This is a genomic window from Polynucleobacter sp. UK-FUSCHL-C3, from assembly GCF_040409815.1.
GTDB lineage: Bacteria > Pseudomonadota > Gammaproteobacteria > Burkholderiales > Burkholderiaceae > Polynucleobacter.
Genome location: NZ_CP099959.1, coordinates 1,372,125 through 1,389,232 on the forward strand (window position 1 = coordinate 1,372,125; position 17,108 = coordinate 1,389,232).

Below are 17,108 nucleotides of genomic sequence, written 5' to 3' on the forward strand. Positions count from 1 at the left end.
TTAACTTGTTTGACTAATCTCTAAAAGCCATGCATGAATATGTTCTATATCCATTTGGTTTTGTTTAAATAGGTCCATAATTTTGGAATAGATTCTATTTGAATCTACATTTAGCTGATAACCATTCATTCTTAAAAATACGTCCATTGCGGCAAAAGCAATCCTCTTATTTCCATCTATAAATGGATGATTAATAATCAAACTCTCAAATAATGCTGCCCCTTGCAATAGCGTATCCGCATAATAGCCAGACTGTGGACGAAAAAGGGCCGCCTCCAAACGATTAGCGTCACGAAGACCCAGCGAGCCGCCATAACGCTCAATCAGGACGTGATGCATCACCTCGACATCGTGTGTCGTCAAATAACTAGGCATTAACTTAGAAACTTACTTTGCTAGCTTTTGATAAAGCGCATCAAATTGATTTAAGCTTTGGGCAAAATGATTCATGGCACTGCCTTTGGACTTTAGAACACCCTTCTTAACGAGATAATCGCTGAGAGCCTCATCCAAAATAGAATGCATTTTTCTACCCTCACGCTGTGCAAGCTCCTTCATGGCATTGAGGATTTCAGGACTTGCCTGAGACGAGAATTTACTAAGTTGCTGATTAGGCATTATTTACACTTTCAAGAATTATCTTGATTATTCAAGAAATTTCATGAAATGTCAAGTCCTTTTCAGCCAAGGCCTCCAGCCTGAAACCGGTCCTCAACGCTGAGTTCCGCTTCGCGCTTTCGCTCTTCAACACGCTCCAGCAGATCAACTACCCACGTTAGTCGCTCATAGATAGTTCCGCCGTAGTGACGAATATGCGGTGTTTTGCTGACTGCATCAATCAAAAACTGAATCGAGCGGTGAGCCTCTTTTGCCATGCGGCGACTCGAGAACTTAGCAATGATCGCCGAGGCTGCGTGTGTTAGCAGAACTAATTTACGCTGCTTCGAGACCACGGCGCGTACCGACACAGAATCAAGATTTAAACGTTCTAGCTCACGACCGATCTCGGCGTAAATCAAACGCGCCGCCTGTATTGCAGGTCGACAATCCCATGGCAAATCAATAATACCAATCTCAGCCTGTTTATAAAGTAGATCTGCTTCTTTTAACAATCGTGCCACTACTCTGGAAAGAGATTCATTAAATTGAGGATTTTGTAACCACTCTTCTTTGTTAATGCCCTCTTCTCTTAGCCACTGCAAGGGAAGATAGATACGACCATTTAAGGCATCATCACCCACGTCGCGGGCAATATTTGTTAATTGCATGGCTAAACCAAGATCACATGCTCGCGCCAGGGTCTCTGGTTCGCGTTTACCCATAATCAAACACATCATGGCGCCAACAGTACCGGCAACACGTGCGCAGTAATCTAATAAATCATCAAAGGTCTCATAAGTCCGGTATTGCGTATCCCACTCATAGCCCTCAATTAAAGCAAGGGGTAATTCTTTTGGAATATCAAATGCCCTCACCACTTCGGAAAGTGCCCGATCCGCAGGAATATCGCCCGGATGTCCTGCATAAATCGCAGTAAGTCGTTCTTGCAGGGTATGGATAGATTCCGCAGTAGCATCGGCCGCATCGGCAATGTCGTCGGTGATTCGGCAAAAGGCATATAGAGCGGTAGCAGGATCACGCACGCGACTTGGGAGGACACGCGAAGCAGCAAAGAAGGATTTTGAGCCGTCCCGCATGGTCTGAACGCATTGATTTAAATCATCGTCAAAGTGGTTTGAGCTTCGATTCATTTGGCATATCCTGTCGCAACGTTGACTGGGTGTGGAACAACGGACATCAAAGCCTTAGCAGATGACAAGACCCCTGGTATCCCTGCCCCAGGATGTGTGCCAGCACCGACCATGTATAAACCTTTTACATCCTCACTACGGTTATGAGGCCTAAACCACGCACTTTGTAGGAGCAATGGTTCAAAACCGAAGGCTGCGCCCTTTACCGATAACAGTCGATCCTGAAAATCTTGCGGGGTCATTAAGAAAGAGGTGGTCACATGATCTTGTAAACCTGGCAATACCGATTGATCCAAATACTGTGCGATGGCTTGTCGATAAGGCTCCGCCTGTTCTTGCCAGTTTGTACCACTATCTAAATTAGGGACTGGTGCGAGTACGTAGAAAGTATCGTGCCCATCTGGAGCCAAACTCGGATCCGTTGCTGTGGGTCGATGCAAATACAAGCTAAAGTCTTCGGCTAGGACTTTACGCTTAAAGATGTCCGTTAGTAGCTCCCGATAACGCTTACCCAATAAGATCATATGATGGGGTACATCGTGATATTGGCGATTGGTACCAAAGTACCAAACAAATAAGCTCATCGAGTACTTGCTACGCTCTACTTTTTTATCGGTCCAAACTCTTCGGTGTTGTGGCTCAATCAATTTCTGGTAGGTCCATGCAGCATCAGCATTCGACACCACAATATCGGCTGGAACAAAATCACCGTCTGCCAGGCTAACCCCGACTGCTTTACCATCACGAACTTCAATTCGTTTTACTTCAGTATTACATTGCACACTTACACCCAAATCACCCAATAGACGAACTAAGCCTTTGATCAAAGCACCGGTTCCTCCCATAGCTGAGAAGACCCCATGTTTGCGTTCTAAAGAATTAATCAGTGAATACACGGCTGTGACTGAGAATGGATTGCCACCAATTAATAGCGGATGAAAACTCATCACTTGACGTAATTTGTCATTCTTTAGATGGCGCGCTACTAAGGTGTAAATGCTCTCCCATGCCTTCATCTTAATCATAGAAGGAAGTGCTTCTGCTACGTCGCTTAAGGAATCAAATGCAACGTGACTGAGCTCTTCAAAGCCCAACTGATAGCACTTCTCAGCCTCTGCCAAAAAGCGATCGTAACCTGGTAAATCAGTAGGACTAAACTTAGCAACCTCCTCACGCATACGCTGCAAATCGCCGGTGTAATCAAAGTGGGTACCATCATCAAAACGAATACGGTAGAAGGGATCCATTAAGCGCAAATCAACATCGGTCTCTAGTTTTTCACCGCACAACTCCCACAGCTCTTTTAACAGAAATGGTGCTGTAATAATGGTTGGGCCAGCATCAAAGGTATAACCATCGCGCTGATACACATAAGCGCGCCCGCCAGGTTTATCCAGCTTCTCTAAGATCTTCACGCGGTAGCCTTTATGGGACAACCGAATAGCTGCTGCTAAACCACCAAAGCCACTGCCAATCACTACCGCAATAGGCCGATCGTCGCTAGGAAAGTATGTTCGTTTGAGCATATATTTGTGTTGAGAAAAAAATGGCGCCACGAGGACGCCATTAATTACCGCTTATATCATCTTCACTTCATCGTTAATGTTTTTTTCTCATCTGACTTTGGTGCTGCGCGTGGTGCCGGTGTGCCAGTTAAGAAAGGATAGTCTTTGAGCATTGATACACCATACAGTGGTTTATATGCTCCTTGGTGACAGGTTGTACAGTTATTTTTTAGAACATCTCCTTCAGGCCCCAATCGATGCGCTGGGAATACGTTGGTCAGCGGCACCATATAGTTATTGTTAAGATCTCGGACCATGCGAATACCGTACCAAGCAGTCATGCGTTGCGGTGGGCTTTGTGACCACTCGGGCATCGAACGGGTGTTATGACAGTACGCACAATTTACACCAAGTGAAGTTGACATATGTACCATCAAGCCAAAGACCTTCTCCGTATCTTGAATGCTGTTCTTATTACCAGTTGGTAATGCCGTTGGGCCATTCATGCGAATGTTCTCTGCTTTTAACAAATAGGGCGTAAAGGGATCGTAAGGAAGATCGCTTAATCCAACCGATGGTGATGGCGTATTTTGACCATTCTTACCACTTAAGAACCCACTACCCTGAGGTTTAGCAGGGTCAGTAAACCAAACGTTTTGTGGAATATTGTTACCACGATGGCAGGTATAGCACGTAACACCAGTTTCTGCTACATGGGACTTCCATTCCACGTTAATACGCTGTGTCATCTGAATCATCTTACGAGAAACAGTTTTGGTATACATACCCTCTTCAGCAAAATTAGCCACGTTATGGCAATATGCACAACCCTGCTCAGGGGCAACCCAACTGGTCATCGCCACCATAAAATTGGTGAACTGGGCAACACTTAGATTACCTAACACTTTGACATTTTTATAGACCGCTCCTGCTTTAGGTCCATCAGCGGCAGCCGGAATCGAGGCAGGCACCTCATTCTTTGCTGCTTCAGCCGCCAGAGTTCGTGGGTTATAGACAGATGCCATCCCAGTTCCTCTAAAGCCATTTTGCACTGACTCTATAGGAGGTCTTTCGCAGGCAGATAAGATCAGAGTCGCACCCGCGAGAGCAACGAGGCTCAACACACGTTTGATCGAGTTCATGTCGTGCTCCTTATTTCGCAACAGGTGGTGGTGGCACAAAGGTCGCTGACGGATCGACTGTGGGGATGCTGTAAACATCCGGATAAGCAGGTGCAACGCCATGCTTTACTGCCCACAGATACCAGTTATCAACGACGGTACCTGTTAATAAAATTCCGATACCGCCCGTTAATGGGACGAGGACTGCAAACCACCATGCCCAACGGTGAATGGATTCCATCGTGGCATTAAAGCCCATGGTCCATCTCCAAAATAAGCCGGCGCGCTCTGATGCAGTACCACGATCCACAATCTGCTCGATCTCGCGCTCACCACCATAACGCCCAACTGCCAAGATGGTAGCGCCGTGCATAGCAAATAAGAGTGCCGAACCATAGAGGAAGACAATCGATAACATATGGAATGGGTTGTAGAACAAATTACCGTAACGTAATGAGAATGCGGCGGTCCAATCCAGATGCGAGAAGATACCAAATGGAACGCCCTCGCTCCAACTTCCTACTAATAGGGGTCTTAAGAATCCGAGTACTAAAAATAACCAAATAGCTGCTAAGAATGCCCAGGCGATATGTGTTCCCATACCCAATGCAATCGCACGTCGATACGTTCTCCACCACCACAACAAGATCGAGGCTGTTAAGAATGCACCAGCCATCATCCACCAGCCACCCTCAGAAAGAGGCATATTCAAACTTAATCCGTGCTTTGGTAAAGGCGGATCCAGCGATAACCAAAAGAGTTGGCGAATAAACTGAATCGGATCCCAGTTAACAGAAGACAGCATATTCCAGCCAATAATCTGAAAACCAATCATGCCAAAAAATAAGGAGGCAATCCCGATTGTTCCTAAATAGACTGGTCCAATTTGCGCATTTCCTAATCTGCCAAAGAGATGTACCAAAAATGGTTGGCCAATACGCTCACGCTCATCTTTTCTAGGGTTTAGATGCGATCCATGATGTGGTTCGGCAACGACTTGAACCTGAGTAAATAAATTTTGATAGTCCATGGTTGATTTCCTCGATTCTTATTCTTATGACCAAATAGGGAGGTTTAACCACCAACCCCACCACTCCGGCCAGCCACGAGTCCAAAATGGTCCACTAATCACAATGCACACTGCACTCCAAAATACTGCTGCTAATGCCAAGAACAAACCCAAACGATGAATCCCCAACGTTCCCACGGAGTAACCAATTAAGTCTCTAAAGAAGGTATCCTCATGCTCTGGTGTTTTGACAAACTCGCCCTTTTGCGGATTAGTTGAAGATAAAACTAAGCCACCGTGCATTGCAAGCGCCAAGGTGGTTGTAAAAAATAGGGTGATCGCAATCATATGCGCTGGGTTGTAATGAAAATGTAGATATTGATAACCCACATTCGAGACCCAGTCGAGGTGACTCAGGATGCCATATGGGAATCCATGTCCCCATGCTCCCATTAATACTGGTCGTATCACGACCAAGGTAAAGTAGGCAAAGATTGCCATCGAAAACGCAACAGGCACATGAAAGCCCATCCCTAATTTGCGACAGATTTCGACTTCACGTAAAGCCCAAGATCCAAATGCTCCTAGAGCGCAGATCGTAATCAGTTGCCATAAGCCACCCTCCATAAGAGGTGCAGCTGCTAGACCATACTTCAAGTCAGGTGGCGCAATATTGATTTGCCACAGGTTCCAGGTGGGTCCTTGTGAAGCGCCCCACAGGATTAACGCAGTCCCCAAGAACGAAAAGAAGATCGTCGTGATACCAAAAAAACCGACATAAAAAGGGCCTACCCAAAAATCGAATAGATCTCCGCCAACAAGAGTTCCCCCTCTGACTCGGTACTTTCTCTCAAAACTGAGCATGGCCATTTTTATTTCTCCCATAAAAGGGTGGATAAGACTTGCTTTCTACTCAAGCCCTATCCACCATGGTTTGCATCATATGCACTACTTAGCTGCGGGTACTGCTGGTGGCTTTGCTGCTCCACTGTTACCAGTCTGTTTTACATACTCAGCTTGACTTAAACCATCAAGCCAGTTAAAGCGGACTGTGCTTAGCAGAATTAAATGAATCATTGCTGCCAAACCAAACAGGAAGATTCCTTGAATAGCCATAGCCCTTAATGGGTCATATAGTTTCCAAATTCTCCACATGGTATTTCTCCTAAGTTAAGTACGACATAAAGCTATAAACAGCTGACCTTACGCCGTCGATCATTGACTTCTCCTCGGCTCCTGGAAGCCAGGAGCTCCACTTACCAGGTAAGAACGCGGTAAAGAGCGCAAGCACAAAACACACCACAAAACACAAGACGAAGATCGTCCTAAACGTGATTGAATCGTTCTTAACCATCTCCTGCATTGTGTTATTTAAATGGATATCTTTCATATCATTGCCTTTACGTTGTTACTTACTATTTCAGTAGAACCAAGGACGCCATGCCCACACCAAGATGTGCGCAATGACCGCTATTGCAGTAAACCCGACCAAACCTTGGACATAAAACTGGTGAAATTCTTTCGCCTCGTCGTCGGTAAGACCAGAAATAGAGCCTCTGTGATCACTCATTCGAGATCCCTCCTTCAAAATTAGCCTTTCGGCTAGCACCGCGCAAAGCCCGCGCGACAAGGGCATATGGCAGAAAACTGCCACATTCGGTTTGGGTGAAAGTAGCTGTACTCATACTTTCTCCGTAATAGGGGTTTGAGTCTTCTCTTGTACGATTTCTGGGCATGAGATGCGGACACGCTCTACAGTTACCCGCTCTTCACCGGATGATTCGGTATCGCGCTCTACGCGATCACGTAATTGTTTAGCTGCTGAGATTTGTACTAAGACGGGTTGCTTCTGAACATAGTTCGCCACCATCGTTTGAGCATCCCCATCCCATTGGAATGAATTCGCGGCTTTACTACGAGCCAAGGTGGAGTCCACCTTATCCATATCGGTTGCCAAAGGCAGAATATGAAATAAAGCATCAAAGAGTCCATTGCAAAACTCTTGGATTAAATAGGTGGCACCGGCATAACCCATAAATGGAGTACCCGTATGGCGCCGAATCACTGCACCCGGAAAAGAGGCTGGAATATACATTCCTTTACTACCTGCTTCAGCCATGTACATGCGCTCGTTGTAACTACCAAACAGTACCAGGGGTGATTTCTCTTTCACGAGCTTGCGAATCGTTTCGCTATCGGTCTTCTCACCGGGTTTGCGCGAGACCGCAAAGCTGCATGGCAGACCCATTTCAGTTTCAAAGAAGTTCTGAATACCACGGGTATAGGTCTCGTTGGCCACCACTGCAAAATTGGCGGTCCCAAAGAAATCCTGAGTCACAGAGCGCCAGAGATCCCAGATTGGTTTAATTGTGGTGTGCTTCTCGCGCTCAATAAATGGCTCGGGATCTAAATCAAGCAGTTCGCCTAATTTACGTAAGAACTTCGTGGTGCTGTGTAGCCCAATTGGTGCCTGAAGATAGGGTCGTTCAAGCGCTTCACACAACATCCGCCCAAACTCACGGTACATGCAAATATTGACATCCGCCTCCACCAAACGAGAGACATCTGCTAAATGGCTTCCTAATGGAAATACCATATTAACTTCGGCACCAATGCCTTGAACCAAACGACGGATCTCAGCCAAGTCACTAGGCATATTGAAGGTCCCATAAGCCGGTCCAATAATATTGACACGGGGCTTTTCACCTTCCTTACGGGGTTTACGCTCCGGAATATTCTTCACTCCATACTCAGACCACAGCCAATACATGGCACGATTTGCGCACTGCCACTGATCTTCATCAATTGTTCTAGGCAAGAAGCGGGCAATAGCAGTTCCTTCCGGAGTAACGCCACCACCAATCATTTCGGCAATCGATCCGGTCACCACTACGGCAGGTAAATCAGGATCGAGGGTTGCATGCGCACGCTTCATCGAACCTTCTGTTCCCTCACGACCTAATTGTTCTTCGGCCAAGCCAGTCACAACAATCGGTAGCTCATGTGGAGGAAGCGCATCGGTGTAATGCAATACTGAGGTTACGGGTAAGTTCTCACAACCAACCGGGCCGTCAATGACCACCTGCAATCCCTTGATAGCTGTAAAGACATACACAGCTCCCCAGTAGCCGCCAGCACGATCGTGATCAATCACATACATCAGATCATCTCCTCGGCTTTGCGCTTCTTAATTGCTTTTTCTAGTTTGCGACGGGTCTCGGCCTTGAACTCAGGGCGATCTTTTGGAATGCTCTCCCAAACACCTGCATTGTGAGCAGCGCCTACATCCCCAAAGAACGCCTTCATCTCATCAAAACGCGCCTGATTTCCAATCGCTGCATTGATCACTTGCGCCAATGAGCCAGCTCCTGCGGGACCCATCAGCGGTCTTGCCGAAATAAGGTTTGTGAAATACAAACTAGGAATTGATGCCTGCTTAGCTGCCTGTACAACTGGGGTTGTACCAATCGCGAGATCAGGTTGAAACTCTGCCATCGCAGCCAAGTCTTGCTCAAGTGATGCACGGAACTGAACCTGCACGCCCTTTGCTTCTAACCATTGTCGATCTGCATCGCTCCAAACCGTTCGGGGACATGCTGAACCTACATAACGGACATCTGCACCACTCTCAATCAAAAGACGAGCAACCAAGAGTTCAGATCCTTCGTAGCCACTTAAGGTAATACGTCCTTTAATTGGAGTCGCTCCCAGCACTGCTTTTATGGCAGGCAAAATCTTATGTTTTGCAGCATTAATTTTTTCTTGTGGTGTATTAGTTGCCTTACCAATCGCTTCTAACCATGCAGCCGTGCCCTCGTAACCGACTGGTGCCGATCCCACAATCGGTCGACCCGCTGCTTCAAACTCACGAATACTTGCTGTATAAAAAGGATGGATTGCCGCAACCACTTTGCAATCCAACGCTTGATATAACTCGCGCCACTCTCTCGTAGGTACTGTTGCGCCTACAGCCAAACCCATCGGCTCAATCATTGAACCAATCACTGCGGGATCGGCTGGGAACATCTCACCCAACAGGGTGATGGTTGGTTTGCTTTGCACTCCCGTGCGTGGGGCCTGCACTGGGCCAGCCATAATCTCATTGCGTGCGTATTGCAACATTGCGCCAGCGAGAACATCTTTGGCTTCTGCATGAGTTGGTACACCAAAGCCTGGAACATCAATACCAATAATACGAACGCCATTAATTTCTTTCGGTAACAGTTGCAGTGGGACACCACTGGCAGTTGGTACACATAAGTTAATGATCACAATGGCATCATACTTTTCAGGATCAGCCTGCTCATGCACCGAGTCCCGAATATCTTCAAATAGTTTTCCTGTTACTAAGGACTCAGAGTTAAACGGTACGTATCCAACACTGCGGCGTGCGCCATAAAAGTGAGAGGTAAAGGTTAGGCCGTAGACACAGCATGCCGAGCCTGACAAAATCGTTGCGGTACGACGCATACGCAAACCCACACGGAGTGAACCAAACGCAGGACACATACTTTGTGGTTGATCATGCGGACCCTTTGGATAGTCTTGCGCATAACGCTGTAATACCTCGCCCTTACCAGCCGACTTTGCGGCAGCCATCATCTGTTTCTCACCGGCATGGCAACCCATACCATCCCCTTTTGATGGGTCTGCTACCAATTGCTCTGGGACGATAGGGATGATTGGCTTGGTCATCTGTCTTAAACCTTGTCGTAGACCACTTCTAAGCTCTTCTTAACAACTGCGTCTTTGCCCATCATGTCAACTGTCGTTGCGGGCTCAAGCACATAATCACGCCCAGTGATGTCGGATGAGAACAGTCCTAGTAAATCATCTTGACTCAGTGGCTTCGGACGCATTGGGGGTGCTTCGGCAACGTTCTTAGCCAACTCCTCAAAAAGTGGGCCCCACTGTGTACCAGGACGACCAATAATCTCGTAACTTGCGCTCTTGCGACGAATATCTTCATGCGCTGGAATTGCTGCTAAGACCGGAATACCGGCTCGCTCTGCAAAAGCCTGTGCTTCGCCTGTGCTGTCGTCTTTATTAATCACCATGCCAGCAACGCCGACGTTACCGCCGAGTTTGCGGAAGTACTCAACCGCCGAGCAAACGTTATTGGCTACATAGAGTGATTGCAAATCGTTGCTAGCAACAACAATTACCTTTTGGCACATATCGCGTGCAATCGGCAAACCAAATCCGCCACAGACCACATCCCCCAAGAAATCCAGGAGAACGTAATCAAAGCCCCAATCATGAAAGCCGAGTTTCTCGAGGGTCTCAAAACCATGAATAATTCCACGACCACCGCAACCGCGCCCTACTTCTGGGCCACCCAATTCCATCGCAAATACACCATCGCGTTTAAAGCACACATCGCCGATTGATACAGAGTCACCAGAAAGTTTTTTCTTGGAGGAGGTTTCAATAATGGTTGGGCATGCCTTGCCACCAAACAACAATGAGGTTGTATCACTCTTTGGATCACATCCAATCAAGAGAACCTTCTTGCCTTGTTGCGCCATCATGTATGACAAGTTTGCTAGGGTAAAACTTTTACCAATTCCGCCTTTGCCATAAATAGCAATGATCTGTGTTTCTTTGGTCACCGGTCCTTTGTGAACAGGATCTGGCTCCATTGAAGCTTCCTTCTTAAGGTTCACAAATTGCACCGTTGCTTCTGCTGGCACACCCTCTAATTTTGCGGTTGCTGGACTCATTGCAAGGTTCTCCAATCTAGGACCATCTTTAAACAATCTTTGTCACTAAACGCTTGACGATATGCTTGATCAGCTTGATGAGGTGACGCATGGTGCGTAATCAAACCATCAAGCGACAAGCGACCAGACTCGGCTAAGTTCTTCACTGCGAGTAAATCTTTTGGTTGCCATTGGGCTGCTACACGAATCCGTGCTTCACGCATAAACGCCTGCGGAAATGAGAAAGTCATTGGCGCGTCATAAAAACCCGCCAAGACAATCTCACCGCCAGGAGCCAAACATGAAATCAAGGTATCTAACAATGAAGCGTCGCCACTCACATCCACAATTGTTTTGTAATAACGCTTCTGATCCGCTTTTGGATCAATCACTTCGTAGCCAATTGCTCCGGTGCGGCGATCGGCATCGACCTCCCACACCACAGGGCTCTTGCCAGCAAGCACTGCAATGCGCGCAATTAATCGTCCTAACACGCCATGACCAATAATCAGATCAGGCTGTTGACTTCCTTCTGATGCGGTCACGTGATGGGCCGTTGCAGCAAGTGCAAAGAGGACCGCCTCTGGGCCTAATTTGCTATCAACTCCAATGACACGACTCGCCGGCACTACCACACGCGATGCTGCACCACCAAACAAACCTTTTACATCACCAAAACATCGGGCACCTGGCACAAATACACGTTGCCCTGGTTTATATCCAGAACGTATGCCTGCTTGATAAATTTTTCCGACAGATTCATAACCAGGAACAAGCGGATATCCCATTCCAGGAAAGTGAGGCATACGTCCGCTCCACAATAATTTTTCAGTGCCCGTACTAATTCCACTCCACTCAATATCCACTACGACATCGGTTTCGGTTACGGGGGATAACTGCAGATCGCTCAAGACAATGCTCTCGGGCTTTTCTAGCACGACGGCTTTGGCTTGATAAGTTGTGTTCATAGTGTCATTTCTTTTTTACATACTAATTGTGTAAATATTTATTTACATATATGCATTCTTCACCACTTTTGCAACAATGTCATCTAGGTGTTTCTACTAATACGCCCTAATATTTACAAGGCTTTATAGGGAATTTACCCCTCTAAAAAGCTAACTTACTGAAAACACTGGTTTTTTACAATGCAAAATCTGGGCATTTAGTGGGATTGCTGATGGCAATAAAGAAATGGACTCAAATCCAGCGGCTTGCAACATGGCGCTAATTTCAGCCTGAGTTCTTGGTCGACCTCGACCCATCGCTAGCAAATAGAAGCCAAAATAAGCATCCCCCATGGCCTCTTGGCCTGGAGTGCCCGCCATGGGTTCAGCCAAAATGAGACTAGCGCCAGGCTCTAAGGCATTAAATACATTACGTAAAAGGATTGAAACCCGACTGTCGTCATGATCAAAGATGACCCGGATTAAAGTGGCAATATCAGCCCCTTTGGGTAGCTCTCCCTGGAAAAAATTTCCACCTAATGCATTGATTTTATTGGATAAACCTAATTTATTAATGTGAGTATTTGCTAACTCTGCGACACCCGGGAGATCAAAAATAGTGCATTGAAGTTGGGGATAGAGCTCTACTAACTGACTGACAAAAGCGCCCTGCCCGCCACCAATATCCAAGAGATGTTTGTGTTTTGCAAAGGAATAGGAATCGATCACCTCGGCGGTTACCAAAGGTTGGGTATGCGCCATCAGTCGTGAGTAGTCTGCAACGCGCTGCGCAGATAAAGACTCTGGACTTGGATCCTTTTCTCCATTGATGTAGGGCCAGTACTCCGCCATCGCTGCTTTACCAGTCACATCACCGCGCAATAATGCCAATGGGTCTTGTAGATCGCGATAGAAATCGCCATGATGAATAATCATGTCAAGTAATGCACGATTACCAACCAATGGTGCGCCCAACATCCCCAAAGCGTAGTGGCCGTTTTTTCTCTTTGTGAGTAAACGAATCGCCACCGCAGCATCTAGTAAACGACTTAATCCGGACTCAGGTAGCGCAATCTGTTTTTGTAAATCTGCTTTTGATAATGCGCCATCTGCTAGAAGTTCAAATATATTAACGCGCACACACGCAAGTAATATTTGTGAATATACAAACCCAGCCATTACATCAAAAAGGGATGCTGCCTGCTTACGAACAATCCACCGGGTGAATGGAAAACGAGCAGCCCATCTCTGAAAGCGAGATGATGCAATTAAAGAGTTTCGCCAATCTACAAAAGCATCGAATAGCGAATGAGAGGAAGGGGGCGTGTCTCCAGACACACGCTCAAACGGTAGCATGGTGATGCAATGGCCGATTTGTATTTGCAAACCATGACTCGGGTATTAATCGCTCAGCCTCTTTTGCAACTAAGCCGCGCAACATCTTCTCGCCTTTACAGCTGGGGATCGAGTTAATCGCCTTGTATACCAACTCGTCAAAGTGCTGCACAGCACCCACTAGGCCAAGATCCCTTGCCGAGCTTGGTCTGTCGTGCGTAATGTCTTGTCCTTGGGGTTTGCCCATCATGGCTTGATCAGCCAATACATCGCGGATATCGTCGGCCACTTGATATGCCTCACCCAACCACTCACCCAGAGGTTTCCAGGTATCGGCATCGGCACCCGCTGCCTGTGCTCCAGCCGCAGTTGCTGCTTCAAATAAAGATCCAGTTTTCTCTTTTTGATATTGCTTAAGTTGCACTTTGGATTCACATTCCCAAGCTTGTCCTGCGACGATTCCATGCGGTGCGCCAACCGATGTTGCAATCGTACGCAACACAGGAGCTAAGCGTAATGGCGAACGCATGCTACAACTCGCTACATATTGGAATGCCAACACGATTAAGGCATCACCAGCAAGAACGGCAAGGCGTTCACCAAATGCTGCGTGAACTGATGCTTGCCCACGTCTTACTAGCGCATTATCAAAACACGGTAAATCATCGTGCACTAACGAGGCGCAATGCAATAGCTCGATAGCGCTGGCTGCCGCAGTGGATAATGCGGGATCATCATCACCGCATGCAGTGGCAACTGCCAAACATAATTGGGGTCGTATGCGTGCGCCACCTGGAAAAATAGAATGGTGCAAGGCTTTTTGTAAATTTTGTGGGGCTGTCTTAGACTCGGCTATCGCCAAAGCCTGATGCAAGCCTTTCTCAATCCGCTTTAGCATCTCGTGAGTTGGAGCACTTTTTAGACTCATGACTTACTTTCTGGTGTGGTTGACGAGCTGGTAAGACCTAAAATAGTTGTAAATATTTTTTTACACTTATTATGATTACGAATATAGACACCCGATCTACTTGGGTCAATGCACTTTAACTAGGGGAAAACCCTTAATGAACACTATGAATCGCGTTCCCTATGACTGGCCAAATCGTCAGATCAGTCGCTCAGTCGAGGTGGCTGGGCTAGCTTGGCATGTCCAAATCTCTGGTAAGGGACCGCTGATTTTGTTATTGCATGGCACTGGCTCATCAACACATTCGTGGGCAGAGTTAACGCCCATCCTCAATAAAGAGGCACAGATTTTGAACCTTGATTTACCAGGGCACGCCTTTACTCTAGGAGCTCCTATTGATAGCTTGAAGCTCGAAGAAATTGCCCGCAGTTTGATTGGTCTGGTTCAAGAGCTAAAACTTCCTTGGCCAACCATGGTGGTCGGCCATTCTGCAGGTGCGCCGCTCGCGCTGGCATTTGCCGTTCAAGCCAAGGTAAAACCACAAATTATTATTGGTTTTAATCCATCGCTCATCCCGCCGCCGCCCAGCTACACCCAATTTTTTGGTCCGATGTTAGGCCCAGTTACAAAATCAGCCACACTGGCGTCGATTTTGGCCAAGATTGCGCCCATGAGTGGTATGACCGATCGCTTGCTGGACTCTACAAATACCAATTTGCCCGAGACCAATCGCAATTACTACCGCCGTTTATTTACCTCTCCTGATCACGTACGTGGCGCAATGAACTTTATGGCTTCAGCTAATATCAGTCAGGTGCTTAGTGCTAGCTCAAATCTGCCTAGCAAACTCATTTGGGTTATTGGTGAAAGCGATCAATGGGTTCCTGAAATAGGTTTACAGAAAATCATCCAACAGTATTTTGCAAAATCAACCGTGATTCATTGGCAGGGTGGTCACATCATGCACGAAGTAGAAGCTGAAAAGAGTGCAGATTTGATCTTGAGTGAACTGCGTACTCTAAAAAAATAACTGATTCGTTACTGATGTAATACCTGAATTACTGCCTGCGAGAGTTCTTGCGCACCCGCATGGGGCAAAGGTAAATAATAGGATCCAATCAAATGAGCAATGTGTTGACCTTCCTCGCGTACCTGCGGAGAAGTATCGATCCATAAGCTACGTACCTTGACTTGCGCTGCCATACGAGCCGATTGCTCTGCATCGACCTGCGCTTGTGCCCTACCTGGAGTGCCATCACGCGCAATATTGGCACGACCATCCGTTAAGAACACCAACGTTGGTGTCATCCCTTTTTTAAGAGACGCTTTAGCCAGTTGATATGCCGAATCAATTGCACGCGCTAAAGGAGTGCCTCCTCCTCCAGGCAAACTTGCCAAAGATCGTTTTGCTCTGACCAGTGAACGTGTAGGGCTCAGTAACAGCTCAGCCTCACTTCCTCGAAACGCAATCAATGCTACTTGATCGCGCCGCACATAACACTCTGCTAAAAGAAGCTCAACTGCACCCTTGGCTTCGGCTAAACGGTTCATTGCCGATGAGCCTGATGCATCCACTACAAAAGTTGTTAAGGTTTGCGTGCGCTCACGATAGCGTTTAATACGGAAATCATCTTTTTGAATGAGCACACATGGGCGGCCAATCTGATTTTTGTTCGCCGTCTCGCGACGCCGCATGGCTTGCCATGGAACTGCGGCACGCAGAGTATCAATCAGACTTAGTGTGCCTCTAGCGCTAGGCATTCCTGCCATAGAACCCATTGGGCGGCCACGTTTACTACTCATCTGACTAACGCCTGCCTTACCTGCAGAACTATTTTTCTGTCTAGCCATCGCAATTTGTGCCAAGCGGGCCAAAAGGTCAGCTGGAATGCTAGCGCGTGCAGCGTCTAATATTTGATCTTCAAGCACCTCTTCATCGGGGGTTTGTGGCGCATTTGATTCTTCAGATTGAGTATCGTCAACCTCGGGTGGCGGAGTCTCCTCATTCGCCTGCTCCTCAGGGGTCTGCTCGGGCAGTTGCGTTGCGCGAGGAATAAGAACCATACTCACTGCGCGCTCTATATGGTCCCTACTTGGTATTACTCCTTCCCACAAGGGGTCGAGCGCAGCTAAGTAGCGTGCGGTCCGCACTGTAAATTGCACTGCACGAATGGATGCGATTCCTAATTGAATTGCGATCCCCACAAGCGCATCAATTTGATCATCCTCGAGCTCAATCTCAGCGAGACGAGTCTGCACTCGACTTGGATCAAAATCACTAAACTCTTTATCCACCTCTTCATCCGGCAGGGATTGCCAAGCAAACCCATCTAGATCAATGTGAAAGGCGCAACGCTCCATTAATTTTGGGTTGACGTGCTCATCGTCTTCAATACTTTCGTCGAGCACAATCACACCAATACGACACACCATGGTTTTACTCTGGCCATCACGCTCTAACTGTATTGCCCCATGATCTAATGCACTTGCGATCCGGGCGGCAATGCCTATCTCGAGGCGCTCGGCCATCGGCAAAACCACAATACCTTGATCACACTTAGCCAATACTCCTTCCCGCAAGACCGGCTTACCTTGTTTAAGGGTGGCTTCAATATCGAGGCCACCGAGTAAGTTCTCATCCGTAATTGCATTCGGAATCTTGCGCAAAGGTACCGATAAGCCATTCTGTTTAGCCATTTGTTCAAGGGCCACTAACCAGCGATCACGCACCGGGCCCGAACGTGAGCGTACAAGCACCCCACCAAAGTGATGCGGTGCCAGCACAAGTAGTTGTGCAATCTGCAGATAAGCCAACCAGTGTTCAGTCATTA

General features: G+C 47.2%; 18 protein-coding genes. 1 reads left to right on the top strand and 17 read right to left on the bottom strand.

The genetic code is table 11. The annotated features are described in order from the left end of the window. The 16 genes from NKE59_RS06935 to NKE59_RS07010 form a co-directional block, all read right to left on the bottom strand. Positions 1 to 375, bottom strand: a complete 375-nt coding sequence (locus tag NKE59_RS06935) for a type II toxin-antitoxin system death-on-curing family toxin (protein WP_353438250.1) — start codon at positions 373 to 375, stop codon at positions 1 to 3. Between the two features lie 12 nt (positions 376 to 387). Then, complete coding sequence (locus NKE59_RS06940) at positions 388 to 618, bottom strand: hypothetical protein (protein ID WP_353438251.1); 231 nt, start codon at positions 616 to 618, stop codon at positions 388 to 390. Between the two features lie 62 nt (positions 619 to 680). Continuing rightward, positions 681 to 1,751 (bottom strand): phytoene/squalene synthase family protein, encoded by a 1,071-nt coding sequence (locus NKE59_RS06945; RefSeq protein WP_353438252.1) that lies wholly within the window; start codon positions 1,749 to 1,751, stop codon positions 681 to 683. Further along, a complete protein-coding gene (locus NKE59_RS06950; protein WP_353438253.1) occupies positions 1,748 to 3,277 on the bottom strand; it encodes a phytoene desaturase in 1,530 nt (509 codons plus the stop codon). The genes NKE59_RS06945 and NKE59_RS06950 overlap by 4 nt, the downstream gene beginning before the upstream one ends. A gap of 62 nt (positions 3,278 to 3,339) precedes the next feature. Beyond that, on the bottom strand, positions 3,340 to 4,398 hold the full coding sequence (gene pufC / locus NKE59_RS06955; RefSeq protein WP_353438254.1) for a photosynthetic reaction center cytochrome PufC: 1,059 nt from the start codon (positions 4,396 to 4,398) through the stop codon (positions 3,340 to 3,342). A 10-nt stretch (positions 4,399 to 4,408) separates the two neighbouring features. After that, entirely contained in the window at positions 4,409 to 5,407 is a 999-nt protein-coding gene (gene pufM / locus NKE59_RS06960; RefSeq protein WP_353438255.1) for a photosynthetic reaction center subunit M, read from the bottom strand. 24 nt (positions 5,408 to 5,431) lie between these two features. Then, entirely contained in the window at positions 5,432 to 6,256 is an 825-nt protein-coding gene (gene pufL, locus NKE59_RS06965; protein WP_353438256.1) for a photosynthetic reaction center subunit L, read from the bottom strand. Positions 6,257 to 6,334: 78 nt separating this feature from the next. Continuing rightward, positions 6,335 to 6,541, bottom strand: coding sequence for a light-harvesting antenna LH1, alpha subunit (pufA, locus tag NKE59_RS06970; RefSeq protein WP_108508839.1), 207 nt, complete (start codon positions 6,539 to 6,541; stop codon positions 6,335 to 6,337). 265 nt (positions 6,542 to 6,806) lie between these two features. Then, the gene (pufB, locus tag NKE59_RS06975) at positions 6,807 to 6,956 is read right to left on the bottom strand and encodes a light-harvesting antenna LH1, beta subunit (RefSeq protein WP_108508840.1); all 150 of its coding nucleotides are present in this window, start codon (positions 6,954 to 6,956) and stop codon (positions 6,807 to 6,809) included. Next, positions 6,949 to 7,071, bottom strand: coding sequence for a hypothetical protein (locus tag NKE59_RS06980; RefSeq protein WP_353438257.1), 123 nt, complete (start codon positions 7,069 to 7,071; stop codon positions 6,949 to 6,951). The genes pufB and NKE59_RS06980 overlap by 8 nt, the downstream gene beginning before the upstream one ends. Next, a complete protein-coding gene (gene bchZ / locus NKE59_RS06985) occupies positions 7,068 to 8,546 on the bottom strand; it encodes a chlorophyllide a reductase subunit Z (RefSeq protein ID WP_353438258.1) in 1,479 nt (492 codons plus the stop codon). The genes NKE59_RS06980 and bchZ overlap by 4 nt, the downstream gene beginning before the upstream one ends. Next, a complete protein-coding gene (gene bchY, locus NKE59_RS06990; protein ID WP_353438259.1) occupies positions 8,546 to 10,081 on the bottom strand; it encodes a chlorophyllide a reductase subunit Y in 1,536 nt (511 codons plus the stop codon). Before bchY ends, bchZ begins: the two co-directional genes overlap by 1 nt. 5 nt (positions 10,082 to 10,086) lie before the next feature. After that, complete coding sequence (locus NKE59_RS06995; RefSeq protein ID WP_353438260.1) at positions 10,087 to 11,109, bottom strand: chlorophyllide a reductase iron protein subunit X; 1,023 nt, start codon at positions 11,107 to 11,109, stop codon at positions 10,087 to 10,089. After that, the gene (gene bchC / locus NKE59_RS07000; RefSeq protein WP_353438261.1) at positions 11,106 to 12,056 is read right to left on the bottom strand and encodes a chlorophyll synthesis pathway protein BchC; all 951 of its coding nucleotides are present in this window, start codon (positions 12,054 to 12,056) and stop codon (positions 11,106 to 11,108) included. Before bchC ends, NKE59_RS06995 begins: the two co-directional genes overlap by 4 nt. Before the next feature lie 150 nt (positions 12,057 to 12,206). Then, positions 12,207 to 13,421 (bottom strand): methyltransferase, encoded by a 1,215-nt coding sequence (locus NKE59_RS07005; protein WP_353438262.1) that lies wholly within the window; start codon positions 13,419 to 13,421, stop codon positions 12,207 to 12,209. Continuing rightward, entirely contained in the window at positions 13,378 to 14,298 is a 921-nt protein-coding gene (locus tag NKE59_RS07010) for a polyprenyl synthetase family protein (protein WP_353438263.1), read from the bottom strand. The genes NKE59_RS07005 and NKE59_RS07010 overlap by 44 nt, the downstream gene beginning before the upstream one ends. 136 nt (positions 14,299 to 14,434) lie before the next feature. On the opposite strand from NKE59_RS07010, the gene NKE59_RS07015 reads away from it, so the two are divergent. Further along, positions 14,435 to 15,307 carry an alpha/beta fold hydrolase gene (locus tag NKE59_RS07015; protein ID WP_353438264.1) on the top strand — a complete coding sequence of 291 codons (873 nt, stop codon included), beginning with the start codon at positions 14,435 to 14,437 and terminating at the stop codon, positions 15,305 to 15,307. Between the two features lie 8 nt (positions 15,308 to 15,315). On the opposite strand, the gene NKE59_RS07020 is transcribed toward NKE59_RS07015, so the two are convergent. Next, positions 15,316 to 17,106, bottom strand: coding sequence for a magnesium chelatase subunit D (locus tag NKE59_RS07020; protein ID WP_353438265.1), 1,791 nt, complete (start codon positions 17,104 to 17,106; stop codon positions 15,316 to 15,318). Positions 17,107 to 17,108: the final 2 nt, after the last annotated feature.

What these genes read in the sequence shown, in the direction of transcription:
- NKE59_RS06935 (WP_353438250.1), bottom strand. Translation starts at nt 375, where the DNA reads ATGCCTAGTTATTTGACGACACACGATGTCGAGGTGATGCATCACGTC.
- NKE59_RS06940 (WP_353438251.1), bottom strand. Translation starts at nt 618, where the DNA reads ATGCCTAATCAGCAACTTAGTAAATTCTCGTCTCAGGCAAGTCCTGAA.
- NKE59_RS06945 (WP_353438252.1), bottom strand. Translation starts at nt 1,751, where the DNA reads ATGAATCGAAGCTCAAACCACTTTGACGATGATTTAAATCAATGCGTT.
- NKE59_RS06950 (WP_353438253.1), bottom strand. Translation starts at nt 3,277, where the DNA reads ATGCTCAAACGAACATACTTTCCTAGCGACGATCGGCCTATTGCGGTA.
- pufC (WP_353438254.1), bottom strand. Translation starts at nt 4,398, where the DNA reads ATGAACTCGATCAAACGTGTGTTGAGCCTCGTTGCTCTCGCGGGTGCG.
- pufM (WP_353438255.1), bottom strand. Translation starts at nt 5,407, where the DNA reads ATGGACTATCAAAATTTATTTACTCAGGTTCAAGTCGTTGCCGAACCA.
- pufL (WP_353438256.1), bottom strand. Translation starts at nt 6,256, where the DNA reads ATGGCCATGCTCAGTTTTGAGAGAAAGTACCGAGTCAGAGGGGGAACT.
- pufA (WP_108508839.1), bottom strand. Translation starts at nt 6,541, where the DNA reads ATGTGGAGAATTTGGAAACTATATGACCCATTAAGGGCTATGGCTATT.
- pufB (WP_108508840.1), bottom strand. Translation starts at nt 6,956, where the DNA reads ATGAGTGATCACAGAGGCTCTATTTCTGGTCTTACCGACGACGAGGCG.
- NKE59_RS06980 (WP_353438257.1), bottom strand. Translation starts at nt 7,071, where the DNA reads ATGAGTACAGCTACTTTCACCCAAACCGAATGTGGCAGTTTTCTGCCA.
- bchZ (WP_353438258.1), bottom strand. Translation starts at nt 8,546, where the DNA reads ATGTATGTGATTGATCACGATCGTGCTGGCGGCTACTGGGGAGCTGTG.
- bchY (WP_353438259.1), bottom strand. Translation starts at nt 10,081, where the DNA reads ATGACCAAGCCAATCATCCCTATCGTCCCAGAGCAATTGGTAGCAGAC.
- NKE59_RS06995 (WP_353438260.1), bottom strand. Translation starts at nt 11,109, where the DNA reads ATGAGTCCAGCAACCGCAAAATTAGAGGGTGTGCCAGCAGAAGCAACG.
- bchC (WP_353438261.1), bottom strand. Translation starts at nt 12,056, where the DNA reads ATGAACACAACTTATCAAGCCAAAGCCGTCGTGCTAGAAAAGCCCGAG.
- NKE59_RS07010 (WP_353438263.1), bottom strand. Translation starts at nt 14,298, where the DNA reads ATGAGTCTAAAAAGTGCTCCAACTCACGAGATGCTAAAGCGGATTGAG.
- NKE59_RS07015 (WP_353438264.1), top strand. Translation starts at nt 14,435, where the DNA reads ATGAACACTATGAATCGCGTTCCCTATGACTGGCCAAATCGTCAGATC.
- NKE59_RS07020 (WP_353438265.1), bottom strand. Translation starts at nt 17,106, where the DNA reads ATGACTGAACACTGGTTGGCTTATCTGCAGATTGCACAACTACTTGTG.